The 19,677-nt window shown below is 38.4% G+C and carries 18 protein-coding genes; 10 read left to right on the top strand and 8 right to left on the bottom strand.

The window, feature by feature from the left end; all coding sequences use genetic code 11:
* Positions 1-25: 25 nt before the first annotated feature.
* Both BUA16_RS05725 and BUA16_RS05730 read right to left on the bottom strand, forming a co-directional pair.
* On the bottom strand, positions 26-988 hold the full coding sequence (locus BUA16_RS05725) for a glycosyltransferase family 2 protein (protein WP_072763703.1): 963 nt from the start codon (positions 986-988) through the stop codon (positions 26-28).
* 35 nt (positions 989-1,023) lie between these two features.
* Positions 1,024-1,557 (bottom strand): DUF4199 domain-containing protein, encoded by a 534-nt coding sequence (locus BUA16_RS05730; RefSeq protein WP_072763705.1) that lies wholly within the window; start codon positions 1,555-1,557, stop codon positions 1,024-1,026.
* 166 nt (positions 1,558-1,723) lie between these two features.
* Here BUA16_RS05730 and BUA16_RS05735 point away from each other — a divergent pair, with 166 nt between their 5' ends.
* From BUA16_RS05735 to mtaB, 3 genes are all read left to right on the top strand, one after another.
* A complete protein-coding gene (locus BUA16_RS05735; RefSeq protein WP_072763706.1) occupies positions 1,724-1,975 on the top strand; it encodes a type B 50S ribosomal protein L31 in 252 nt (83 codons plus the stop codon).
* A gap of 69 nt (positions 1,976-2,044) precedes the next feature.
* Complete coding sequence (locus tag BUA16_RS05740; protein WP_072763707.1) at positions 2,045-3,229, top strand: GlmU family protein; 1,185 nt, start codon at positions 2,045-2,047, stop codon at positions 3,227-3,229.
* A 240-nt stretch (positions 3,230-3,469) separates the two neighbouring features.
* Positions 3,470-4,801 (top strand): tRNA (N(6)-L-threonylcarbamoyladenosine(37)-C(2))-methylthiotransferase MtaB, encoded by a 1,332-nt coding sequence (gene mtaB / locus BUA16_RS05745; RefSeq protein WP_072763708.1) that lies wholly within the window; start codon positions 3,470-3,472, stop codon positions 4,799-4,801.
* A 151-nt stretch (positions 4,802-4,952) separates the two neighbouring features.
* Here mtaB and BUA16_RS05750 read toward each other — a convergent pair whose 3' ends face one another.
* Complete coding sequence (locus BUA16_RS05750) at positions 4,953-5,246, bottom strand: N-acetyltransferase (RefSeq protein ID WP_072763710.1); 294 nt, start codon at positions 5,244-5,246, stop codon at positions 4,953-4,955.
* A 164-nt stretch (positions 5,247-5,410) separates the two neighbouring features.
* Here BUA16_RS05750 and BUA16_RS05755 point away from each other — a divergent pair, with 164 nt between their 5' ends.
* The 3 genes from BUA16_RS05755 (at position 5,411) to cls (ending at position 8,640) form a co-directional block, all read left to right on the top strand.
* Entirely contained in the window at positions 5,411-6,073 is a 663-nt protein-coding gene (locus tag BUA16_RS05755) for an alpha/beta hydrolase (protein WP_072763711.1), read from the top strand.
* Positions 6,074-6,229: 156 nt separating this feature from the next.
* Positions 6,230-7,180 carry a lytic transglycosylase domain-containing protein gene (locus BUA16_RS05760; protein WP_072763811.1) on the top strand — a complete coding sequence of 317 codons (951 nt, stop codon included), beginning with the start codon at positions 6,230-6,232 and terminating at the stop codon, positions 7,178-7,180.
* Positions 7,180-8,640 (top strand): cardiolipin synthase, encoded by a 1,461-nt coding sequence (cls, locus tag BUA16_RS05765; RefSeq protein WP_072763713.1) that lies wholly within the window; start codon positions 7,180-7,182, stop codon positions 8,638-8,640. Before BUA16_RS05760 ends, cls begins: the two co-directional genes overlap by 1 nt.
* Before the next feature lie 225 nt (positions 8,641-8,865).
* Here the strand turns inward: cls and BUA16_RS05770 are convergent, their stop codons facing one another.
* Positions 8,866-9,381 (bottom strand): hypothetical protein, encoded by a 516-nt coding sequence (locus BUA16_RS05770; RefSeq protein WP_072763714.1) that lies wholly within the window; start codon positions 9,379-9,381, stop codon positions 8,866-8,868.
* Positions 9,382-9,387: 6 nt separating this feature from the next.
* On the bottom strand, positions 9,388-10,272 hold the full coding sequence (locus BUA16_RS05775; protein ID WP_072763716.1) for a DUF6263 family protein: 885 nt from the start codon (positions 10,270-10,272) through the stop codon (positions 9,388-9,390).
* Between the two features lie 205 nt (positions 10,273-10,477).
* Between BUA16_RS05775 and rpmH the strand changes: the two genes are divergently transcribed.
* Positions 10,478-10,639 carry a 50S ribosomal protein L34 gene (rpmH, locus tag BUA16_RS05780; RefSeq protein WP_026809253.1) on the top strand — a complete coding sequence of 54 codons (162 nt, stop codon included), beginning with the start codon at positions 10,478-10,480 and terminating at the stop codon, positions 10,637-10,639.
* 100 nt (positions 10,640-10,739) lie between these two features.
* Positions 10,740-13,592: a carbamoyl-phosphate synthase large subunit gene (gene carB / locus BUA16_RS05785; protein ID WP_072763717.1), complete on the top strand. Its 2,853-nt coding sequence runs from the start codon at positions 10,740-10,742 to the stop codon at positions 13,590-13,592.
* 1,279 nt (positions 13,593-14,871) lie between these two features.
* Here the strand turns inward: carB and gndA are convergent.
* Positions 14,872-16,281 carry an NADP-dependent phosphogluconate dehydrogenase gene (gene gndA / locus BUA16_RS05790; protein WP_072763718.1) on the bottom strand — a complete coding sequence of 470 codons (1,410 nt, stop codon included), beginning with the start codon at positions 16,279-16,281 and terminating at the stop codon, positions 14,872-14,874.
* A gap of 193 nt (positions 16,282-16,474) precedes the next feature.
* On the opposite strand from gndA, the gene zwf reads away from it, so the two are divergent.
* Together zwf and pgl are read left to right on the top strand one after the other, a co-directional pair.
* On the top strand, positions 16,475-18,007 hold the full coding sequence (zwf, locus tag BUA16_RS05795; protein WP_072763813.1) for a glucose-6-phosphate dehydrogenase: 1,533 nt from the start codon (positions 16,475-16,477) through the stop codon (positions 18,005-18,007).
* Between the two features lie 10 nt (positions 18,008-18,017).
* On the top strand, positions 18,018-18,728 hold the full coding sequence (pgl, locus tag BUA16_RS05800; protein ID WP_072763720.1) for a 6-phosphogluconolactonase: 711 nt from the start codon (positions 18,018-18,020) through the stop codon (positions 18,726-18,728).
* 103 nt (positions 18,729-18,831) lie between these two features.
* Here pgl and BUA16_RS05805 read toward each other — a convergent pair whose 3' ends face one another.
* Together BUA16_RS05805 and BUA16_RS19140 are read right to left on the bottom strand one after the other, a co-directional pair.
* Positions 18,832-19,386 (bottom strand): acyl-CoA thioesterase, encoded by a 555-nt coding sequence (locus BUA16_RS05805; RefSeq protein WP_072763722.1) that lies wholly within the window; start codon positions 19,384-19,386, stop codon positions 18,832-18,834.
* Between the two features lie 6 nt (positions 19,387-19,392).
* The gene (locus BUA16_RS19140) at positions 19,393-19,605 is read right to left on the bottom strand and encodes a hypothetical protein (protein ID WP_317045386.1); all 213 of its coding nucleotides are present in this window, start codon (positions 19,603-19,605) and stop codon (positions 19,393-19,395) included.
* Positions 19,606-19,677 lie beyond the last annotated feature (72 nt).

A 19,677-nucleotide genomic window follows, 5' to 3' on the forward strand; every position in this document is an offset into this window, starting at 1 on the left:
TAGAGAATTTTATAGGTTTTATACTTTATAAAGTATTTTGGTTTAGGTTCATTTCTTCTGAAATAGAGTACCGAGTTTCGTCCTTTCGTGACCTGACCATAATTTCGCCTAAAAATCCGGCTAAGAAAAGTTGGGAGCCAATGATCATGGAGACTAGGGATATAAAAAACTGTGGTCTTTCTGTAAGTAGTCTGCCATAGGGGTTGATAAAAAGTTTGTCGATGCCCAAATACAAAGCAAATCCAAATCCAATGGTAAACATGACAACGCCCAAGGCGCCAAAAAGGTGCATTGGTCTTTTTCCGAATTTAGAAACGAACCAAATGGTAATAAGGTCCAAAAACCCGTTGATAAAGCGTTCCATGCCAAATTTGGTGTTGCCATATTTTCGGGCCTGGTGCTGTACTATCTTTTCATCTATTTTAGAGAAACCGGCACTTTTCGCCAAAACAGGAATATATCGATGCATTTCTCCCGACACCTCAATCGTTTTTACGACTTCCTTCTTATAAGCTTTTAGGCCACAGTTAAAATCGTGCAGTTGTACGCCAGAGGTTTTTCTTGCAGCCCAATTGAATAGTTTAGAAGGGAGGTTTTTGGAAAGAACGGCATCGTATCGTTTCTTCTTCCAACCAGAAATTAAGTCGAAACCATCCTTGTAGATCAGTTGGTACAATTCAGGGATTTCTTCTGGGTTGTCTTGTAAATCGGCATCCATGGTAATCACGACCTCTCCTTGGGCTGCTTTAAAGCCGGCATGAAGGGCCTGGGATTTTCCGAAGTTTTTTAAAAAACGAATCCCCTTAACATTGGGGTTCTCCTTTCCCAAAGCGACAATTATCTCCCATGAGCGATCGGTACTGCCGTCGTCAATAAATAGTATTTCATATGAAAAATGATTGGATTGCATGACTTGTACAATCCAATGGTGAAGTTCTTTTAAAGACTCTTCTTCGTTTAGTAAGGGAATTATTATAGATAGGTTCATTCGGTACTTATGGAAAATCTTTTCAAAAGTACAAATTACTGAATAGTTTCTTGTTTTTTTAGAATTAATGCAGGAATTAATGATAAAAGAAATCCTAGGACCACACTAAAGATCAATCCAAAAATAATTTGCATGGAAGGGGTAGAGAATTTTTTACCCATTTCTAATTGAGCATCTATTTGATCTGGTGTCATTTTGGTAGTCTCTAAGAGGAGGCCTTTTTGATATTCCGCCGCCTTGGCCATCATTTCAGGATCTATGATTCCGGCCATGATCTGATTAAAAATAATACCGATAACTCCCCCGACCAAACATACGCCAACACCTATTTTTAAGCCTTCACCAAAGGACATAAAATCGTGGTTGGCTCTTTTGTATTGTATCATGCCTAACAATATACATGAGATAGAAAGCACAACGCTTATTCCAAGAACCATAAAGCCTCCTTGGTAATGCATGTCCATAGAATATAGCATGAGCGCAAATACCACGCTTAGAGCACCGAGGACTAATCCGTAGTGTAAAGCAAATTTTCCGGTTTTGGGTTTGATGTCTTCTGTCTGTGTCATTTTCCTTGCGATTTTATAGTTTTAAAATTAGTTGAAATAAGGCCTAATTCGTTACATTTGGGGCGAAGATATTTTTATTTTTCTTTTTTAGACATTTTAAATTGTTCTTTTGAGAAAAATAATTAAATTTGCACCACGAAATTAAGAAGGAACTAACGTTTTTACAATGAAAAAAGATATACATCCAGAAAATTATAGATTGGTAGCTTTTAAAGATATGTCCAATGAAGAGGTATTTATAACAAAGAGTGCTGCTGAAACAAAAGAAAATTTAGATGTTGATGGAGTAGAATATCCATTGATTAAATTAGAAATATCAAGAACTTCTCACCCGTTCTATACTGGGAAGGCAAAATTATTGGATACAGCTGGTCGTATCGATAAGTTTAAAAACAAATACGAAAAATTTAAGAAATAATATCTTTTTCATAAAAAAAGAGTTAAAAAGTCACGCAATTGCGTGACTTTTTTGTTTTAAATTTATAGTATGAATTATATTCTTTTCGATGGAGCCGTAAGGGAAGCCTTATTGCCCTTTACATATACTAGGCCTGTTGCCGATATTAGAGTCGGTATTTTGACCATTCGCGAGAAATGGGAAAAATACCTAGGCAATACTATTACCACTATAACGGAAGAGTATCTGTCCGAAAAATATCCCATGGTAGAGATGGAGCAAAATGTTCTTATCAATGCTTCATTTTTGCCTAATGAAGAATTGGTGTCTCTAGTGAGTGAACTGCAAGAAAACGAGGCTGTTTTTTTGAACGAGGAGGTGGTTGCTTTTTTCGCCTTGGAAAATCAGGAAGAAGTAGACTTTTCGTCCTACACGGCTATTGAGTATAATGGGCCGGTGTTGCGTATAGAAAATACCTGGGATATTTTTTCAAAGAACGGAGAGGCCTTGCAAGCCGATTTTGATTTGCTGACTGCGGATAGGGTTAGTCAGCCTATATCTAGGACCAATACAGTTTTTAATCCCGAAAATATATTTTTGGAAGAAGGTGCCAGTGTAGAGTGCAGCGTTTTAAATGCTCAGGAAGGACCAATCTATATAGGTAAAGATGCCCTAGTGATGGAGGGGAACCTGATAAGAGGTGGATTTGCCCTCGGAGAGAAGGGGGTGGTGAAGATGGGTTCGAAAATTTACGGCCCCACCACGGTTGGCCCTAAAGGAAAGGTATGTGGCGAAATTAGTAACTCTGTTATCTTTGGGAATTCTAGTAAAGGCCATGATGGGTATCTGGGAAATTCGGTCTTGGGAGAATGGTGCAATATTGGAGCCGATGCCAACAACTCTAATCTTAAGAATAATTATTCCCAAGTAAAATTGTGGAATTATGAAACCGAGAGTATGGTGTCAACCGGACTCCAGTTTTGTGGGCTTATGATGGGCGATCACAGTATGGCCGGAATAAATACCATGTTTAATACCGGGACGGTAATAGGTGTTAATGCTAACGTATATGGAACCGGATTTCCGCCACATTTTATTCCAAGTTTTAGTTGGGGAGATGCGTCGGGTTTTACGACCTATCAATTAGAAAAGGCTTTTGTGACCGCTAAAATAATGATGGCAAGAAGGGAAGTAGAATTTGATGAAGTAGAGGAGCGTATTCTAAGGCATGTTTTTGAGGAAACTACAGAATGGCGGAAATACAATAGGAATTAAGAACTACAACCAAATCGGTCTAGACTGCATAAAGGAATGATTGTTGTTTTTTAATACAATTTCATGCTCTTTTTACTGCTTTATTAGAATGTAAATAATTGGTATATTTGCACTCTTAAAAAAGAGCCTTTCCTAGGTTGGCAATCTAAGTAAGGTATAAACACTATAAAGGTCCTGTTTCAGGAGCCTAGAATAATCAAACGCCCTTGGGTGTTGATATTCGTGACAAGTATATTTAACATGGATAAAAAGAAAGTAGCATTTTACACTCTTGGCTGTAAGCTGAATTTTTCAGAAACATCTACCATAGCAAGAGATTTTGTAGAAGAGGGTTTTGAGCGTGTCGAGTTTTCGGAAAATGCAGATATGTATGTGATCAATACTTGTTCTGTTACAGAAAATGCTGATAAACGATTCAAATCTATTGTTAAACAGGCCCAGAAAATAAATCCCAATGCTTTTGTTGCGGCAATAGGGTGCTATGCTCAGTTAAAGCCAGAAGAGTTGGCGGCTGTAGATGGCGTAGATTTGGTGCTGGGAGCCACTGAAAAATTTAAGATCACCGATTATATCAACGACCTGACTAAAAACGATTACGGCGAAGTGCATTCCTGTGAAATTCAGGAAGCCGATTTTTACGTAGGTAGTTATGCCATAGGCGATAGGACCAGGGCTTTTCTAAAAGTTCAGGACGGTTGCGATTATAAGTGTACCTACTGTACCATTCCTTTGGCAAGGGGAATCTCTAGAAGTGATACCTTGCAAAACGTTTTAAATAATGCCGCCGAAATCTCCCAGAAAGGGATTAAGGAAATTGTGCTTACGGGGGTTAATATTGGCGATTATGGAAAAGGGGAGTTCGGTAATAAAAAACACGAACATACATTTCTAGATCTTGTAAAAGCTTTGGATAAGGTAGATGGGATCCATAGGTTGAGAATTTCTTCTATTGAGCCAAATTTATTGAAAAATGAAACCATAGATTTTGTTGCGCAAAGTAATTCCTTTGTGCCACACTTTCACATACCCCTTCAAAGCGGTAGTGATATTGTCTTAAAAGCTATGCGCAGACGTTATTTGACGGAGCTGTATATCGATAGGGTGAAGAAAATTAAAGAGGTAATGCCGCATGCTTGTATAGGAGTCGATGTTATTGTTGGTTTTCCTGGAGAAACCGACGAATTGTTTTTAGAAACGTATCATTTTTTAAATGAATTGGACATTTCTTATTTACACGTCTTTACTTATTCTGAAAGAGATAATACCGTGGCAGCGGACATGGAAGGGGTAGTGCCTCAGAAAGTAAGAAATAAAAGAAGTAAAATGCTTCGCGGCCTATCGGTTAAGAAAAGAAGGGCCTTTTATGAAAGTCAATTAGGGTCTAGAAGAACTGTATTGTACGAAGGCGAGAATAAAGAAGGTTATATTCACGGGTTCACGGAAAATTACGTAAAAGTTAAGGCGCCGTGGGATCCAGGGTTGGTAAATACATTGCAGGAAATAGAACTTACAGAGATTGCCGAGGACGGTTTGGTCCGATTTAAGGTGGTGGAAAAGGCAGTCGTAAATTAAATAGTACAATAGCCCGACAACAAAACAAAAGTCGTGCAGAACATATATAAGAGGTTGTCTAAATTCTGAAGGCAGTCTCTTTTTTTATTTGGTAAGGTGGTCGATGTTTCGTTTTTATTAAGGGTCGACAAAAATAATAGTCTTCAGGAGATTATATTCTGATCCCAACAGGAAGCATTTCCTTGTATTGTCTGTTTTTTCTAAGGAATCCTGCTATTTCCGGACTGGTAGGTACTATTCGCAAGTTTTCTTCTTGGAGGTGGTTTAAAACACATTTAATAAAATCTTCCTTAAATCCTATTTCAGTGATTTCTTCAGGAATAACCAATTTTGTTAAAAAAACTTTGCGTTCTTGGGAAGAGTATTCAATTTTTGCGAGGTGTCCGTTAATTTCGAACTCGAATTGTCTTAAGAATTCATTATTCTTGATTTCTATATGATTCATATTCTTTGATTTTAAATATTGATTAAATTTGGACTAAAGGTTCTCGGGGTTTAATCCAATAAATCATTTTAAAAAAGTAGGTCAAAAATTGCCAGACTGAAAACCAAGGGCAAAGGTAATGAATAAAAAGGATAATTCCTATTTAAAGACGAGGCTAAATACTTATGGATCAGTATAAAATACATGTTTATTTCATGCCGGGAATGGCGGCCAATGCTTCCATTTTTGAAAATATACGCTTGCCCGGGGAAGTATTTGAACTTCATTTTTTGGAATGGAAAATTCCAAAAAAGAACGAAAGTTTAGAAGAGTATGCTGTTAGGATGAATACCCTTGTAAAGCATCCCAATGCTGTTTTGGTGGGAGTGTCTTTTGGAGGGATATTGGTTCAGGAAATGGCCAAACATATTGCGGTGAAAAAAGTGATCATTATCTCAAGTGTAAAACTGGCCTCCGAACTTCCAAGGCGGATGATTTTTGCCAAATACACTAAAGTTCATAAATTGCTGCCGACAGGTATGGTGAACAATATTGAGTTAATGGCTAAATATGCCTTTGGCGAAACAGCTACAAAGCGTTTAAAACTTTATCAACAATATTTGTCCGTTCGCGATAAATATTACCTAGATTGGTCTATTGATCAAATTGTGAATTGGAAACAGCAGGGATATGACAATAAGGTGGTTCATATCCATGGAGAGAAAGATCCTGTTTTTCCGATCACATATATTCGCGATTGTGTGAAAGTGAAGAATGGTACGCATACGATGATTATCCATAGGGCAAAATGGTTTAACGAGCACTTGCCAGAAATTATATTGCAATAAAAAATGGCTAAATGAGGTTTTTTGAAAAAAAAATCCTTTGTATGGAAAGGGTGATCTATAATAATTATCTTGGAATGGAAAATAATTGCCCTAAAAAAGCAAGGAAATAAGAGTAGGACAGACAAACTAAAGAGAGGGATGAAAAAAATGAATTTTATGAAAGCAGTAAAGAATATTTTAATGATTTTGGGAGTTGTTTTTGTGGGTAGCAGTTTAATATTTGCTGTAAAAAACAACGACGCTTCTGTGTCGACAGAAGTTGTAAAGACTACTAAAAACGATGTAGAAAAGGAAGGATATCGGATTACGGCCATTGAAATTCCTGAAAATTTAAATTTCTCGGGAGAAGCGGTTCCTTTTGACGATCCTGAAATTATGGAGCGTGTAGATCGTGAGTTCTTGGTAAATACCTATTGGCAATCCAATGCTGTGCTTTTGATGAAGAGGGCAAACAAGTATTTTCCGATCATAGAGCCTATTTTGGCTAAAAATGGCATTCCAGACGATTTTAAATATTTGGCAGTGGCCGAGAGTGGGTTGCAGAATGTAGTGTCCCCAGCAGGGGCGAGAGGGTTTTGGCAAATTATGCCGGGCACGGCCAAGGATTACGGTTTAGAGGTAAATGCCAATGTGGATGAAAGATACCACATAGAAAAATCAACAGAAGTTGCTTGTGAGTATTTGAAAAAATCCAAGGAAAAATTTGGGAGTTGGACCCTCGCCGCGGCGGCTTATAATGCCGGACCTGCAGGGATACAACGGTATATGGGAGTACAGCAGGTTGATGGCTATTACGATTTGTTGCTTGGGGAGGAAACTGGGCGTTATGTGTTTCGAATCTTGGCAATAAAAGAAATACTTTCCGATCCTGAAAAATACGGGTTTCATTTAGATAAGGAAGATATGTATACCAAGGTCCCTACCTTTACTGTAGAGGTATCAGGGCCAGTGGCCAATTTCGCGGATTTTTCTAAGGAATATGGAATTAATTATAAGATTCTAAAACGCCATAATCCTTGGCTTAGAGAGCCGCACTTGAACAATGCTTCCAAAAAAAAATACATTCTGGAAATCCCTAAAAAAGGCTACTATAAGATATCTAATTAATGGGGCTATGGAAAGAACATATATGGTCTGTTCTATTAGGAGTTAATTATTTGTTGGTTATTGTTTTTGCTGTGATTATTGTTTTGAAAAACAAGAATCCGGTAAAAACCTTATCGTATATTTTTGCCTTGGCCGTCTTGCCTTTTATAGGATTGCTGGTCTATTATTTATTCGGACAGGATTACAGAAAAAATAAAATTTTTGAGAAAAAATATATCCTAGATAATGAAAGACTTGGGGAATGGGCAACCTCCTTAAGCTTAAGTGAAAGTGAAAAGGATAGGTTCGAATCGGAATTTGGCGAAGGTATTTCCAAGATTTATCGTTTGCTTGACAACAATCAAAAGGCTGTACTGACCTTTGATAATAAACTAGAGGTTCTTTTAAACGGGGAAGAAAAGTTTAAATCTTTAAAGGCCGATCTCAAAAATGCTAAAAAGCATATTCATCTAGAGTATTTTGTGATTTTTGACGATGAGCTCGGTAGCGAAATCATAGATATTCTCTGTAGCAAAGCTCAAGAAGGGGTGGTGGTTCGTTTAATATACGACGATGTAGGAAGCAATATGTCTTCTAAGAGCAAAGCAAAGCTCACACAAAACAAAGTGGCTCATTTTCCCTTTTTACCGGTGCTTTTTTCTAATTCTACCTCTAAATTAAACTATAGAGACCATAGGAAAATTGTGGTTGTCGATGGGGATGTTGGGTATGTAGGCGGAATTAATATGAGTAAGAAATACGACAATTCCTTTGATAATGCCCGCTATTGGAGAGACACGCACTTGAAAATAACCGGAGGAGCTGTTGGAGCACTTCAGGCTTCCTTTTTGCTGAGCTGGAACTTTGTGTCTAAAGAGGAGATCACTATAAAAAATGGTTATTTGCCTCAGGACAAAAATAAATTTCAAAACCCTGTGGCCGTACAAATAGCCGCTAGCGGTCCGGATAGTGATTGGGCTAATATTATGGAAGCTATTTTTTGTGCCATTAACTCAGCAAAGGAAAAAGTTTTTATAACCTCTCCTTATTTTATGCCTAACGGTGAAATTTTAACCGCATTGTCAACGGCTGCACGTAGTGGCGTCGATGTCCGTATTCTAATTCCTTACAAATCAGATTCATGGGCGGCCCAATATGCCACGGATTCATATATTGAAGAGTCGCTAAGATCCGGGATTAAAATTTATAGGTATCGAAAAGGGTTTATACATGCCAAAACCATGGTTATAGATGATTTGTTTTCGAGTATTGGTACCGCAAATCTAGACTATAGGAGCTTTTCTATCAACTTTGAAATAAACGCTTTGGTGTATAATAGGGAGGTTAATGAACAAATGAGTGTAGTTTTTGTTCAAGACCTAGAAGATAGTGAAGAAATGACTCTGGAGCGCTGGGAAAACCGTGGCATAGTTAGAAAGCTTCAAGAGTCGTTTGGGAGACTTTGGGCTCCGTTGCTGTAGGAACGCAATAGTTTATTGATGTTGGATTAGGTGAATAAAAAAAAGCTCTGGTAAAAGGTTACCGGAGCTTTTTTTATGTAATAATGAAATGTGCATGGCCGAAAACACGAATGAAGGAACGTGAATTGTAAATGACCGTTAAAAAACAATAAATATCGGCTTATGAAAATTGGAATTCTTTTAGAAGTCCCAAGAAAAGGTATTTGTGAAAAAGACCTCTCTTGCTTAAATTTTTTTCAATTGTTGTTGCATCATTTTAATTTGATCAGCCAGCATATTTTGTTTGTCTAATTTCTTGGCCTCGTTTAAAAGCAAGGTAGCTTCTCTTTTACGGCGCTTTTGCATGGCAATTCCAGCAAGGCTTAATTTCGCCATGGCTACGTCATAATCCATGTTAAGACCCAGTTTTAATGCCTTCTTAAAGAATTTTTCGGCTTGGGTCAAGTTGGTTTGTGAAAATATAATTCCGTTAAGGTAATTATAGTAGCCGTTTTGTTTTGTCGTAAGTGCTGCGTCTGGGTTTTTGATTTTATCGAGCCATTTCTTTGTTCCTTCCATGTCCTGCTTGCGCATTTTTAAAAAGGCCAAAAGAATTATTTCATTTCTATAATACAGAAAAATAAAAATAGAAGAGAGTAAAAGTAAGAATATTCCATTCCCGATATTGCCTTCTATAAATTGGAATACGGCATAGGCAATAATTAGCCCTGCAACGACTAGTTTTAAATTTTTGTTGAACATATTTACTTATAAATTAATTAATTCGTACGTAGTTTTAGAGGTTATTGTGGTAGGGATTTCCTGATCGCTCATTTGTGCAATGGTCGATGTTCCTGAAGATTTTCCGTTTACTTCCATCTTGACGATAAAACCAGAGGACATATCTGTTTGGACCTTGGTAGTCTGAGTGCCACTTAATTTCATGCTGGTGCTCGGGTCCTTTACATCCATGTTTACCTTGGCCTTGCCACTAATATTGGCTCTGTTGTTGGTCACACCAATTAAGGTCCACGTATTGGAAGAGGTCAATGTACCAGAATAGGTATTTTGCCATTGATCGTGTATTTTTATTTTATTGTTGGGGTAGATATAGGTCATTTGCTTATAGCTGTTCGATAATGCTTCCGAACCGAATTCTTTTTGCAAAGACTTTTTCATCATGTTTAAGGAAAATTTGTCTTTTAAGCCAGAGGCCTTGGCCATTTTGCTGACCAAACTATCGCCGCCTTGAACCTCTAGAATATTGCCGTTCTTGGCTAAAATTAATTTGATAGGATTGTTAAGGATGGTATGGAAAACCCTGGATTGTATGTCTCCTTCCTTAATTTGCTTGGCTCTTACGTTCATTAATTCCCCCTGGATGCTCGAAGTCATTTTTAAGTTGAGATCCTTAAAAGTTAGGGAAACCACATAGTTTTTGTTTTCTTCCCCTAAGACTTTAAATTGCAGGATCCCATCAATGGTATTGGTGATGATGTGTGAGGCTCCGTCCAACTCTTGGGTAATCACCTGTTTTGCCTGTTGTTTTATAGTGAAAACATCCCCTTTGTCAAGTTGGTACGCAAAAGTAGTTTGTCCAAATAGTGTTGCGTTGAACAAGGTTAAAAATAATAAAATAAGGGAGCACTTCATGTAATTGTCGAGATTCGGTTTAAACCGATGCAAAAGTAATAAAAACCTAGCGGTCGGCAGTCGAGCTGTTCTAAAAAAAATATTTTTTTAATTACATTTGCCAAAGCAAAAACTCTTTGTATATTTGCACCCGGAATTTGTTGGGACAAGCAAATTCAGAATGATTGTAAAAAGTAATTTAAGGAGACTATAAAAATACGCTACGATGAGCAAAAGAACATTTCAACCATCTAAGAGAAAGAGAAAAAACAAACATGGTTTCAGAGAACGTATGGCTACTGCTAATGGTAGGAAAGTTCTAGCTAGAAGAAGAGCTAAGGGAAGAAAGAAATTATCGGTCTCCTCTGAACTGAAGCATAAGAAATAATGTCGACATTATTTTTGTTTAAAATATTAAGGTGTTACTTTTTTTAGAGTAGCACCTTTTTTTTGCCCAATTCGCTTTTATATTTAAACACTTATTAAAAATGCCCAAAAGAAAAGATTTAAACTCTATTTTAATTATTGGTTCTGGCCCAATTGTAATTGGTCAGGCTTGTGAATTCGATTATTCAGGTACACAAGCATTGCGTTCTTTACGAGAAGATGGGATAGAAACGATACTGATTAACAGTAATCCGGCTACCATCATGACCGACCCGACAATGGCCGATCACGTTTATTTGAAACCGTTGACTACCAAATCGATTAGAGAGATTCTGGAAAAGCACCCTAATATTGATGCCGTTCTACCAACAATGGGTGGTCAAACCGCATTGAACCTTTGTATTGAGGCAGATGAAAAGGGAATTTGGGAAGATCATGGAGTCGAAATTATAGGTGTCGATATCGATGCTATTAATATTACCGAAGATAGGGAGAAGTTCCGCGAACTGATGCTTAAAATAGGGATCCCTATGGCGCCTCAGGCTACCGCAACTTCATTTTTAAAAGGGAAGGAAATTGCTCAGGAATTCGGTTTCCCATTGGTTATTAGAGCTTCCTATACCCTAGGAGGGGCAGGAGCATCTATTGTTTATAAACCAGAAGATTTTGATGAACTTCTTAGTCGTGGTTTGGAGATTTCTCCTATTCACGAGGTGATGATAGATAAAGCCTTAATGGGCTGGAAAGAATACGAACTAGAATTGTTGAGGGATAAAAATGATAACGTTGTTATTATTTGTACCATCGAAAATATGGACCCTATGGGGATCCATACCGGGGATTCTATTACAGTAGCTCCAGCAATGACCTTGTCTGACCGTACCTTCCAGAGGATGCGTGATATGGCCATCAAAATGATGCGTAGTATCGGTGATTTCGCAGGAGGATGTAACGTGCAGTTCGCAGTTAGTCCGGATGAAAAAGAAGATATTATCGCCATTGAGATTAACCCAAGGGTTTCTAGGTCTTCAGCATTGGCTTCTAAAGCAACTGGTTATCCGATTGCTAAAGTAGCCGCTAAATTGGCTATGGGGTACAGCCTGAACGAGTTAAGCAACCAGATCACTAAATCTACTTCCGCTTTATTTGAGCCTACCCTAGATTACGTGATCGTAAAAATCCCACGTTGGAACTTTGATAAATTCGAAGGATCGGACAGGACTTTAGGTCTTCAGATGAAGTCTGTAGGGGAAGTAATGGGAATCGGTCGTTCTTTCCAAGAAGCTTTGCACAAGGCAACTCAATCTTTGGAGATAAAAAGAAACGGTTTAGGTGCCGATGGTAAAGGATATACCAATTATGATGAAATCATCAGTAAACTTACCATCCCAAGTTGGGACCGTGTATTTGTGATCTATGATGCTATCCAGATTGGAATTCCGCTAAGTAGAATCCACGATATCACTAAAATAGATATGTGGTTCTTAAAGCAATACGAACAACTACACCACCTGGAAAAAGAGATTTCTAAATATACTGTAGAGACCCTGACCAAAGACTTATTGTTAGAGGCTAAGCAAAAAGGTTTTGCTGATAGGCAAATTGCCCATATGTTAGACTGTTATGAAAGTGAAGTTTATAAAAAACGCGAATCGCTTAATATTAACAGAGTCTATAAATTGGTAGATACCTGTGCGGCAGAATTTGAAGCAATGACCCCGTACTACTACTCAACTTTCGAGGCAGAGATAGAAACTCCTCAAGGAGAAAAGTATGTGGCCAATGATAGCGTTGTCAGCGATAAAAAGAAAATCGTAGTATTAGGGTCAGGTCCTAACCGTATCGGTCAGGGAATAGAATTCGATTATTGTTGTGTTCACGGGGTACTTGCAGCAGCAGAGTGTGGTTACGAAACCATCATGATCAACTGTAACCCCGAAACGGTTTCTACAGATTTCGATACCGCAGATAAGTTGTATTTTGAGCCTGTATTCTGGGAGCATATTTACGACATCATCAGACACGAAAAACCAGAAGGGGTAATCGTTCAGTTAGGGGGACAGACCGCACTGAAACTTGCTGAAAAACTAGATAAATACGGTATTAAGATTATTGGGACCAGCTATAAAGCCCTTGATTTGGCCGAAGATCGTGGTAGTTTCTCGAACCTTTTGTTAGAAAATAATATCCCATTCCCACAATTTGGAGTGGCAGAAACAGCAGAGGAGGCCTTAGAACTTTCAGATGAGCTAGATTTCCCATTGTTGGTAAGACCTTCCTATGTTTTGGGCGGTCAAGGGATGAAAATTGTGATCAACAAAGAAGAGTTGGAAGAGCACGTGGTAGACTTATTGCGTAAGATTCCAAATAACAAACTCTTGTTGGATCATTACCTAGATGGTGCCATTGAGGCCGAGGCAGATGCAATTTGCGACGGAGAAGATGTGTATATCATCGGAATTATGGAGCATATAGAGCCATGTGGAATTCACTCTGGGGATTCCAATGCTACCTTGCCACCATTTAACTTAGGGGAATTTGTGATGCAGCAAATTAAGGACCATACCAAGAAAATTGCACTGGCCTTAAATACAGTTGGACTTATCAATATTCAGTTCGCAATTAAAGATGATATGGTATATATCATCGAGGCGAACCCGAGAGCATCACGTACGGTACCATTTATCGCAAAAGCCTATAAAGAGCCATATGTAAACTATGCTACCAAAGTAATGTTGGGCGATAAAAAGGTGAAAGATTTCAACTTTAATCCTCAATTGGAAGGATTTGCCATCAAGCAGCCAGTATTTTCATTTAACAAGTTCCCTAATGTAAACAAAAACTTAGGGCCGGAAATGAAGAGTACCGGAGAGAGTATTTTGTTTATCGACAGCCTTAAGGACGATGAGTTCTACAACCTGTACGCCAGACGTAAAATGTACTTGAGCAAGTAAAACAATCCTGCTGGGCGGTTTCTGATAGAAACAGTCCTTAGGTATATAACATCCCTTTTGTTTCCAATGTTTTTGGAAATGGAAGGGATGTTTTTTTTAAAGGGTTTACAGAGGCGCTGTGGAAGGGTATAGATGTCTATAATTTCATTTTGAGATCTTTATTATGATCTCTTATCTTATGAAAATCAGCGCTCTATCTGGTTTGATGTATTGATAAAAGGAGTTTTAAAAGCATCTTCTTTTTAGTGTAATACTTTGGGCGTTCCCTCCTTCGTCGGGCGGGCCCTTGGCTATATCCCTGGCTCCGCTGCGGGGATGCCGCCGCGGTCCCTAACGCGCATATCAATGAACAATAAGCAGTAAACAATTAGCAATGGGAAAACGGAAAATATTTGAATGTGCCAATGGGTTAATTTGAAAATTGGGTGTTATGGGAACCACTTTAATTTGGACATGAATCAATGTTATCTTGAATCGATTAATTTCAAAATTCCAGCAGGGCGGCATATTAATAGGGATTATTTTTATTACCCATCAGCACAGTCCTATGATGGCGACATATTACTGGAATTATTAGTATTAAAGGACGCCCCAAGGGTACGTTTGTAGAGACGCCTAATTTGGGCGACTTTCTTCCACAGAAAGACCGTTGGATTTTTTGGCATTTCCGCCATCAATTTCATCATAGGTTTTATTAATGATTATAGCATTAAGTAGGTGATTTTGGAATTGCTCTAAAGGCACCAAATTCCACAATTGGAAAATGTTGTGTGTTTCTAACTAATATTTTTCTGCCAATTTTCCAATTTCAGACAATTGTATTGTTGAAGTGTCCAAATCGGTTGCGGTCCTATGACTAATTGAATATTGAAATTTACCCTTTCTCCCCAGGCACTCCAATTCGTCATTTAACAGTCTTTTTTCTCTTCTCTCTTTTCTTTCATCCAGGTCTCTTGTTTATGGATAAATGTTCACTGAATTCAGCGTTAGCTATTGCAGCGGTATCCTTTTTTTGCGGAAGGCCGGCTAAAAAAGATTTAGCGGAAAGAGCGACCCGTAGGGGAACGCCCTAAATAAGATTGGTACCTGAAATAAAAATGAAAGGAGTATTTTGACGAAACTTCTCGGTAAATCAACAAAAACGGGAATATAAAGGAGCCAAATGAGTCTTTTAATTGCGTTATAATTCAAATTTCCCAGTACCCTACAACAAAAAAGACTGCCTTCACAGACAGTCTTTTGTATAATAATCCCAAAAACTTCGGGTAGGTGATATAAATTAATCTTCCCACTCGGTATGGAAAATACCTTCCATATCGGTACGCTCATAGGTGTGCGATCCAAAATGATCTCTTTGTGCCTGAATAAGATTCAACGGCAATCTTCCAGAGGTATAGGCATCAAAATAAGTCAATGAGTTAGAGAGTGCAGGTAAAGGAATACCGTTTTTAGCGGCATATGCTACTACATCTCTAGTGCCGCCCAAGGTGGCTTTTACTTCAGTGACAAAATTTGGCGCCACCAATAGGTTTACTAAGTCTTTATCCGCAGCATAGGCATTAGAAATGTCTTCTAACAATTCGGCACGGATAATACAACCTGCTCTCCATATTTTGGCAATAACGGCTAAATCTAGCTCGTAACCATATTCCTTAGAAGCAAAGGCTAATTGGTGCAACCCTTGTGCGTAGGTGTTTATAAAAGCAAAATAAAGTGCTTCCTCGGCCATTTTAATCAAGGCTTTCTTGTCAATAGCTTCTGGCGTTGGACGACCGTAAAGGTCTTCGGCCGCTACGCGCTCTTCTTTTAAAGCAGAGATTTCGCGCATGCTTACCGCAACATCAATACTAGGAACAGGAATGCCTAAATCCATAGCGTTTTGTGAAGTCCATTTACCGGTACCTTTTTGCTTGGCCTTATCAAGGATTTGGTCAACCAATCTACCATCGGTCTTGTCGTCTTGTTTTTGGAATATTTCAGCAGTAATCTCTACCAAGAAAGATTGTAGCCTTCCCTTGTTCCAAGAGGCAAAAGTTTCGTGCAACTCATCGTTGGTAAGCTTGCCTGCCTTTTTAAGGAGATCATAAATTTCTGACGTTAACTGCATAAGGCCGTACTCTATTCCGTTATGCACCATCTTGACATAGTTTCCGGCAGATTTAGGTCCTAAATATGCTACACAGGGCTCGCCTTTGAACTTGGCAGCTACTGCTTCAAAAATAGGTTGTACTTCTTTGTAAGCTTCTTTGTTACCTCCTGGCATAATACTAGGGCCACGTCTAGCACCTTTGGCGCCTCCAGAAACACCGGATCCAAAAAAGTGGATGCCTTTTTCCTGTAAATAAGCCTCTCGACGATCGGTATCCGTAAAAAAGGAATTTCCACCATCGATGATAAGATCGTTTTTGTCTAAATGAGGCAATAAACTTTCGATTACCGTATCGACAATTTTACCTGCAGGAACCAATAACATGATCTTTCTTGGCTGGGATAAAGAATTTACAAATTCTTTGATATCAGAAGTGGCATTCACTTTATTAGTGTCTTTTCCTTCTTCGATAAGGGCATTGACTTTTTCCTGATCAAGGTCATAACCCATGGAAGTGAATTGGTTATCTGCTACGTTTAAAATAAAGTTGCGACCCATCACCCCAAGGCCAATTAATCCAAAATCGTATGTATTTTCCATGTTTTAGTTTTAAAGAAACCTAACAAAACTTAGTTACTTTTGTTAAGTGTCTCTGTTTATAAATGAATAAGCTAGTTTTGTTTTATCTTTGCAGCTGAAAAATAAAAAAAACAAAAATAATCAATTAAAAGGTTTTGACGGCAATTGTTACAAAATCCTTGCTAATTGTATAAAATTTTCAATTACATATTATATGAACAAAACTACAAATCAAATGCTCGTTATATTTGGGGCATCGGGTGATTTAACAGCAAGAAAATTAGTGCCTGCCTTATATAATTTATACAAGGCGAATCAACTTCCTGAGAATTTTGTCGTTTTGGGTGTTAGTAGAAGTAATATGACAGATGGGGAGTTTAGGAGAAAAGTTGTTTTAGAAAGTAAATTCCTAGAAGAAAAGAAAAAGGGCGAATCCCTGGACTTTATCAACTCCTTGGCAGAAAAATTTTTTTACGAAGATCTAGGGGCCGATTACAATCTTGAATACAGTAAATTGGCCACTCGTATTTCTGACCTTAATAATAAATACAGGACAGACCATAACTATATCTTTTATTTGTCAACTCCACCTAGTCTGTATGAGGTAATCGCGAAAAACCTTTCAGATCAAGAATTGAACAATGAAGAAAAGGGATGGAAGCGTATCGTTGTCGAAAAACCTTTCGGTTATAGCTTGGGAACGGCGAAAGAATTAAACCGTGGGCTTCAGAAATATTTTAAGGAATCCCAGATTTATAGAATAGATCATTACTTAGGAAAAGAAACGGTACAGAACTTATTGGTGACACGTTTTTCCAATAGTATTTTTGAGCCACTTTGGAACCGAAATTATATCAGCCATATTGAAATTACCAATGCCGAAAGTGGTGGGGTAGAAAAAAGAGGGGGATATTACGATACTTCTGGTGCTTTAAGGGATATGTTTCAAAACCATTTGATGCAAATAGTTTCCTTAATCGTTATGGAGCCGCCGATAGATGCAAGTGCATTAGAGATTAGGAACGAAAAGGTAAAGGCCTTAAAATCGCTGCGTATTATGCGTGATGAGGAAACCCTATTTAAAAACACCATAAGAGCACAGTACCTGGCATCGGAAATCGATGGCGAAACAGTAAAAGGTTATAGGGAAGAAGAAGGTGTGAATCCGGAATCTAAAACAGAGACCTATGCCGCTATTAAGTTCTTTGTAGACAACTGGCGTTGGAAAGACGTACCGTTCTATGTGCGTACGGCAAAAAGAATGCCTACCAAAGTTACCGAAGTTGTGGTACATTTTAAATCGCCTCACCACCAAGTGTTTAAGGATTCCGATATGGGGAACAAGGACAATAAACTTATTATCCGTATTCAGCCAGATGAAGGGATTTTATTGAAATTTGGGGTTAAAGTTCCAGGACAAGGTTTTAAAGTAGAACAAACACATTTAGACTTTTCGTATTCCGATTTAGGAGAAACGGTAGTAATGGAAGCATACGAACGTTTGTTGTTAGATGCCATGCAAGGAGATGCTACCCTTTATGCCAGAGCCGATGAAGTGGAGGCAGCTTGGGATTTTGTAGATCCTATCTTGGATTATTGGGAAAACGGTAAGGATGTAAATATCTACGGGTATTCTGCCGGTGTATGGGGACCATCCAATGCCGATGATTTGTTGGAAGGTGATTTTAAATGGAGAAATCCAACGGAAAGTTTAGTAGACAACCCAGGTTTTTGTGTTATTAAGTAAAAATATATAGATGGAAATTAAAATTTTTGCTTCCAAAAAGGAAGTTGCCAAAAACTTTTCGGATTTTTTAGAAGAGTTGATCGAGTCAAACGGAAGTGCTCATATTGCCTTGTCTGGCGGTAGTACCCCTAAGGAAGTGTTCGATTTTATGGCAGCCAATTACAAAGGAGTAAATTGGGCTAATGCACATTTTTATTGGGGCGATGAACGTTGTGTTCCTCCTACCGATGCCGAAAGTAATTATAGGATGACCGTAGACCATTTGTTGTCTAAGATCGATATACCTCAGGAAAATATTCACAGAGTATTTGGGGAAGACCAACCTGCGGAGGAAGCCCAACGCTACGCCAAATTGTTGGGCGAAAAATTACCGATGGTAAATAATACCCCACAGTTTGACCTTGTGATTCTCGGGATGGGTGATGATGGCCATACAGCCTCTATTTTTCCTCATGAAATTGAACTTTGGAATGCAGAAGATTTTTGTGAGGTGGCCGTACATCCAGATTCTGGACAACGCAGAATAACCCTTACAGGTAAGGTTATTAATAATGCCAAAACAGTAGCCTTTTTGGTGACCGGAAAAGGGAAAGCCGAAAAGGTGACTAAAATTATAAATGAAGAGCCAGGGTCGCACGTATATCCTGCATCTCTAGTAGCTCCTGCCACCGATAACCTTATATGGTTCTTGGACGAAGAGGCTGCGGCCGGAATTATATAATTCCCATACCTTCTAAAACCCCAATTTCCTAGTAACTACACTAAGGGGATTGGGGTTTTTTAATTGAAGATTTCCGAGGAATGCTTCCGTAGCGATAGGAGCCTTAATTGTTTTCTATAGCTATTTTTAAATTTTCTGCTTCTAAAAAATCCATGTTGTCGGGCATTTTAAATTGTGATTCCGTAAAGAAATTAGTCCTGGTCAAACCCTCGGTTTTTCGCTGTATACTACGCGAAAACCTTCGGATACCCTGCTTGTCAGTGACCAATAGGCCAGGGACTTGAATGTTTTTGCCCTCATTGTCCTTAGCTACCATCGTGAAGTAAGAAGAATTGCAGTGTTTCTTTTTTCCTGTAGTGATATTCTCCGATTCTACCCGGACCCCCACGACCATAGAAGTTCTTCCTGTGTAGTTAATAGAAGCTTTTAAGGTAACCAATTCCCCTACCTCTATAGGGTTTATAAAATCTACCTTGTTTACCGATGCTGTTACACAATAACTTTGGGAATGCTTAGAGGCACATGCAAAGGCAATCTGATCCATTAAATTTAATACGTAGCCTCCGTGAACCTTGCCTCCAAAATTGGAGTGGGAGGGAAGCATTAATTGGGTAATGGAAACACGTGATTCCTTAGCTGTTTTAAACTTTTTTTCCATATTATTTTATTCTTTATAGTGAGGAGAAGTTTCTTTTTCTATATCGTTAATGAAGTGTTTTGTGCCGCTCAGCCAGCATATACTGCCAATATATTCGGGATACTTCACCCGAACATAATTCCCTGGATACTCTTGTGTTTTGGCAACATTTTTTTCAACTAAAACCGAAACTGAAAATATTTGGGCTCCAGAAATCCCTTGACTTATTTCGCTTGCCATGTTTTTATAAGTAGGCCTTTATGGCTTGTTTTAATGAGTTCTCCTGAAAGGATACCGCTGCTGTACGGTATG

This window comes from Arenibacter nanhaiticus (assembly GCF_900141935.1).
In the GTDB taxonomy this organism is placed as follows: Bacteria; Bacteroidota; Bacteroidia; order Flavobacteriales; family Flavobacteriaceae; genus Arenibacter; species Arenibacter nanhaiticus.

What these genes read in the sequence shown, in the direction of transcription:
- BUA16_RS05725 (WP_072763703.1), bottom strand. Translation starts at nt 988, where the DNA reads ATGAACCTATCTATAATAATTCCCTTACTAAACGAAGAAGAGTCTTTA.
- BUA16_RS05730 (WP_072763705.1), bottom strand. Translation starts at nt 1,557, where the DNA reads ATGACACAGACAGAAGACATCAAACCCAAAACCGGAAAATTTGCTTTA.
- BUA16_RS05735 (WP_072763706.1), top strand. Translation starts at nt 1,724, where the DNA reads ATGAAAAAAGATATACATCCAGAAAATTATAGATTGGTAGCTTTTAAA.
- BUA16_RS05740 (WP_072763707.1), top strand. Translation starts at nt 2,045, where the DNA reads ATGAATTATATTCTTTTCGATGGAGCCGTAAGGGAAGCCTTATTGCCC.
- mtaB (WP_072763708.1), top strand. Translation starts at nt 3,470, where the DNA reads ATGGATAAAAAGAAAGTAGCATTTTACACTCTTGGCTGTAAGCTGAAT.
- BUA16_RS05750 (WP_072763710.1), bottom strand. Translation starts at nt 5,246, where the DNA reads ATGAATCATATAGAAATCAAGAATAATGAATTCTTAAGACAATTCGAG.
- BUA16_RS05755 (WP_072763711.1), top strand. Translation starts at nt 5,411, where the DNA reads ATGGATCAGTATAAAATACATGTTTATTTCATGCCGGGAATGGCGGCC.
- BUA16_RS05760 (WP_072763811.1), top strand. Translation starts at nt 6,230, where the DNA reads ATGAAAGCAGTAAAGAATATTTTAATGATTTTGGGAGTTGTTTTTGTG.
- cls (WP_072763713.1), top strand. Translation starts at nt 7,180, where the DNA reads ATGGGGCTATGGAAAGAACATATATGGTCTGTTCTATTAGGAGTTAAT.
- BUA16_RS05770 (WP_072763714.1), bottom strand. Translation starts at nt 9,381, where the DNA reads ATGTTCAACAAAAATTTAAAACTAGTCGTTGCAGGGCTAATTATTGCC.
- BUA16_RS05775 (WP_072763716.1), bottom strand. Translation starts at nt 10,272, where the DNA reads ATGAAGTGCTCCCTTATTTTATTATTTTTAACCTTGTTCAACGCAACA.
- rpmH (WP_026809253.1), top strand. Translation starts at nt 10,478, where the DNA reads ATGAGCAAAAGAACATTTCAACCATCTAAGAGAAAGAGAAAAAACAAA.
- carB (WP_072763717.1), top strand. Translation starts at nt 10,740, where the DNA reads ATGCCCAAAAGAAAAGATTTAAACTCTATTTTAATTATTGGTTCTGGC.
- gndA (WP_072763718.1), bottom strand. Translation starts at nt 16,281, where the DNA reads ATGGAAAATACATACGATTTTGGATTAATTGGCCTTGGGGTGATGGGT.
- zwf (WP_072763813.1), top strand. Translation starts at nt 16,475, where the DNA reads ATGAACAAAACTACAAATCAAATGCTCGTTATATTTGGGGCATCGGGT.
- pgl (WP_072763720.1), top strand. Translation starts at nt 18,018, where the DNA reads ATGGAAATTAAAATTTTTGCTTCCAAAAAGGAAGTTGCCAAAAACTTT.
- BUA16_RS05805 (WP_072763722.1), bottom strand. Translation starts at nt 19,386, where the DNA reads ATGGAAAAAAAGTTTAAAACAGCTAAGGAATCACGTGTTTCCATTACC.
- BUA16_RS19140 (WP_317045386.1), bottom strand. Translation starts at nt 19,605, where the DNA reads ATGGCAAGCGAAATAAGTCAAGGGATTTCTGGAGCCCAAATATTTTCA.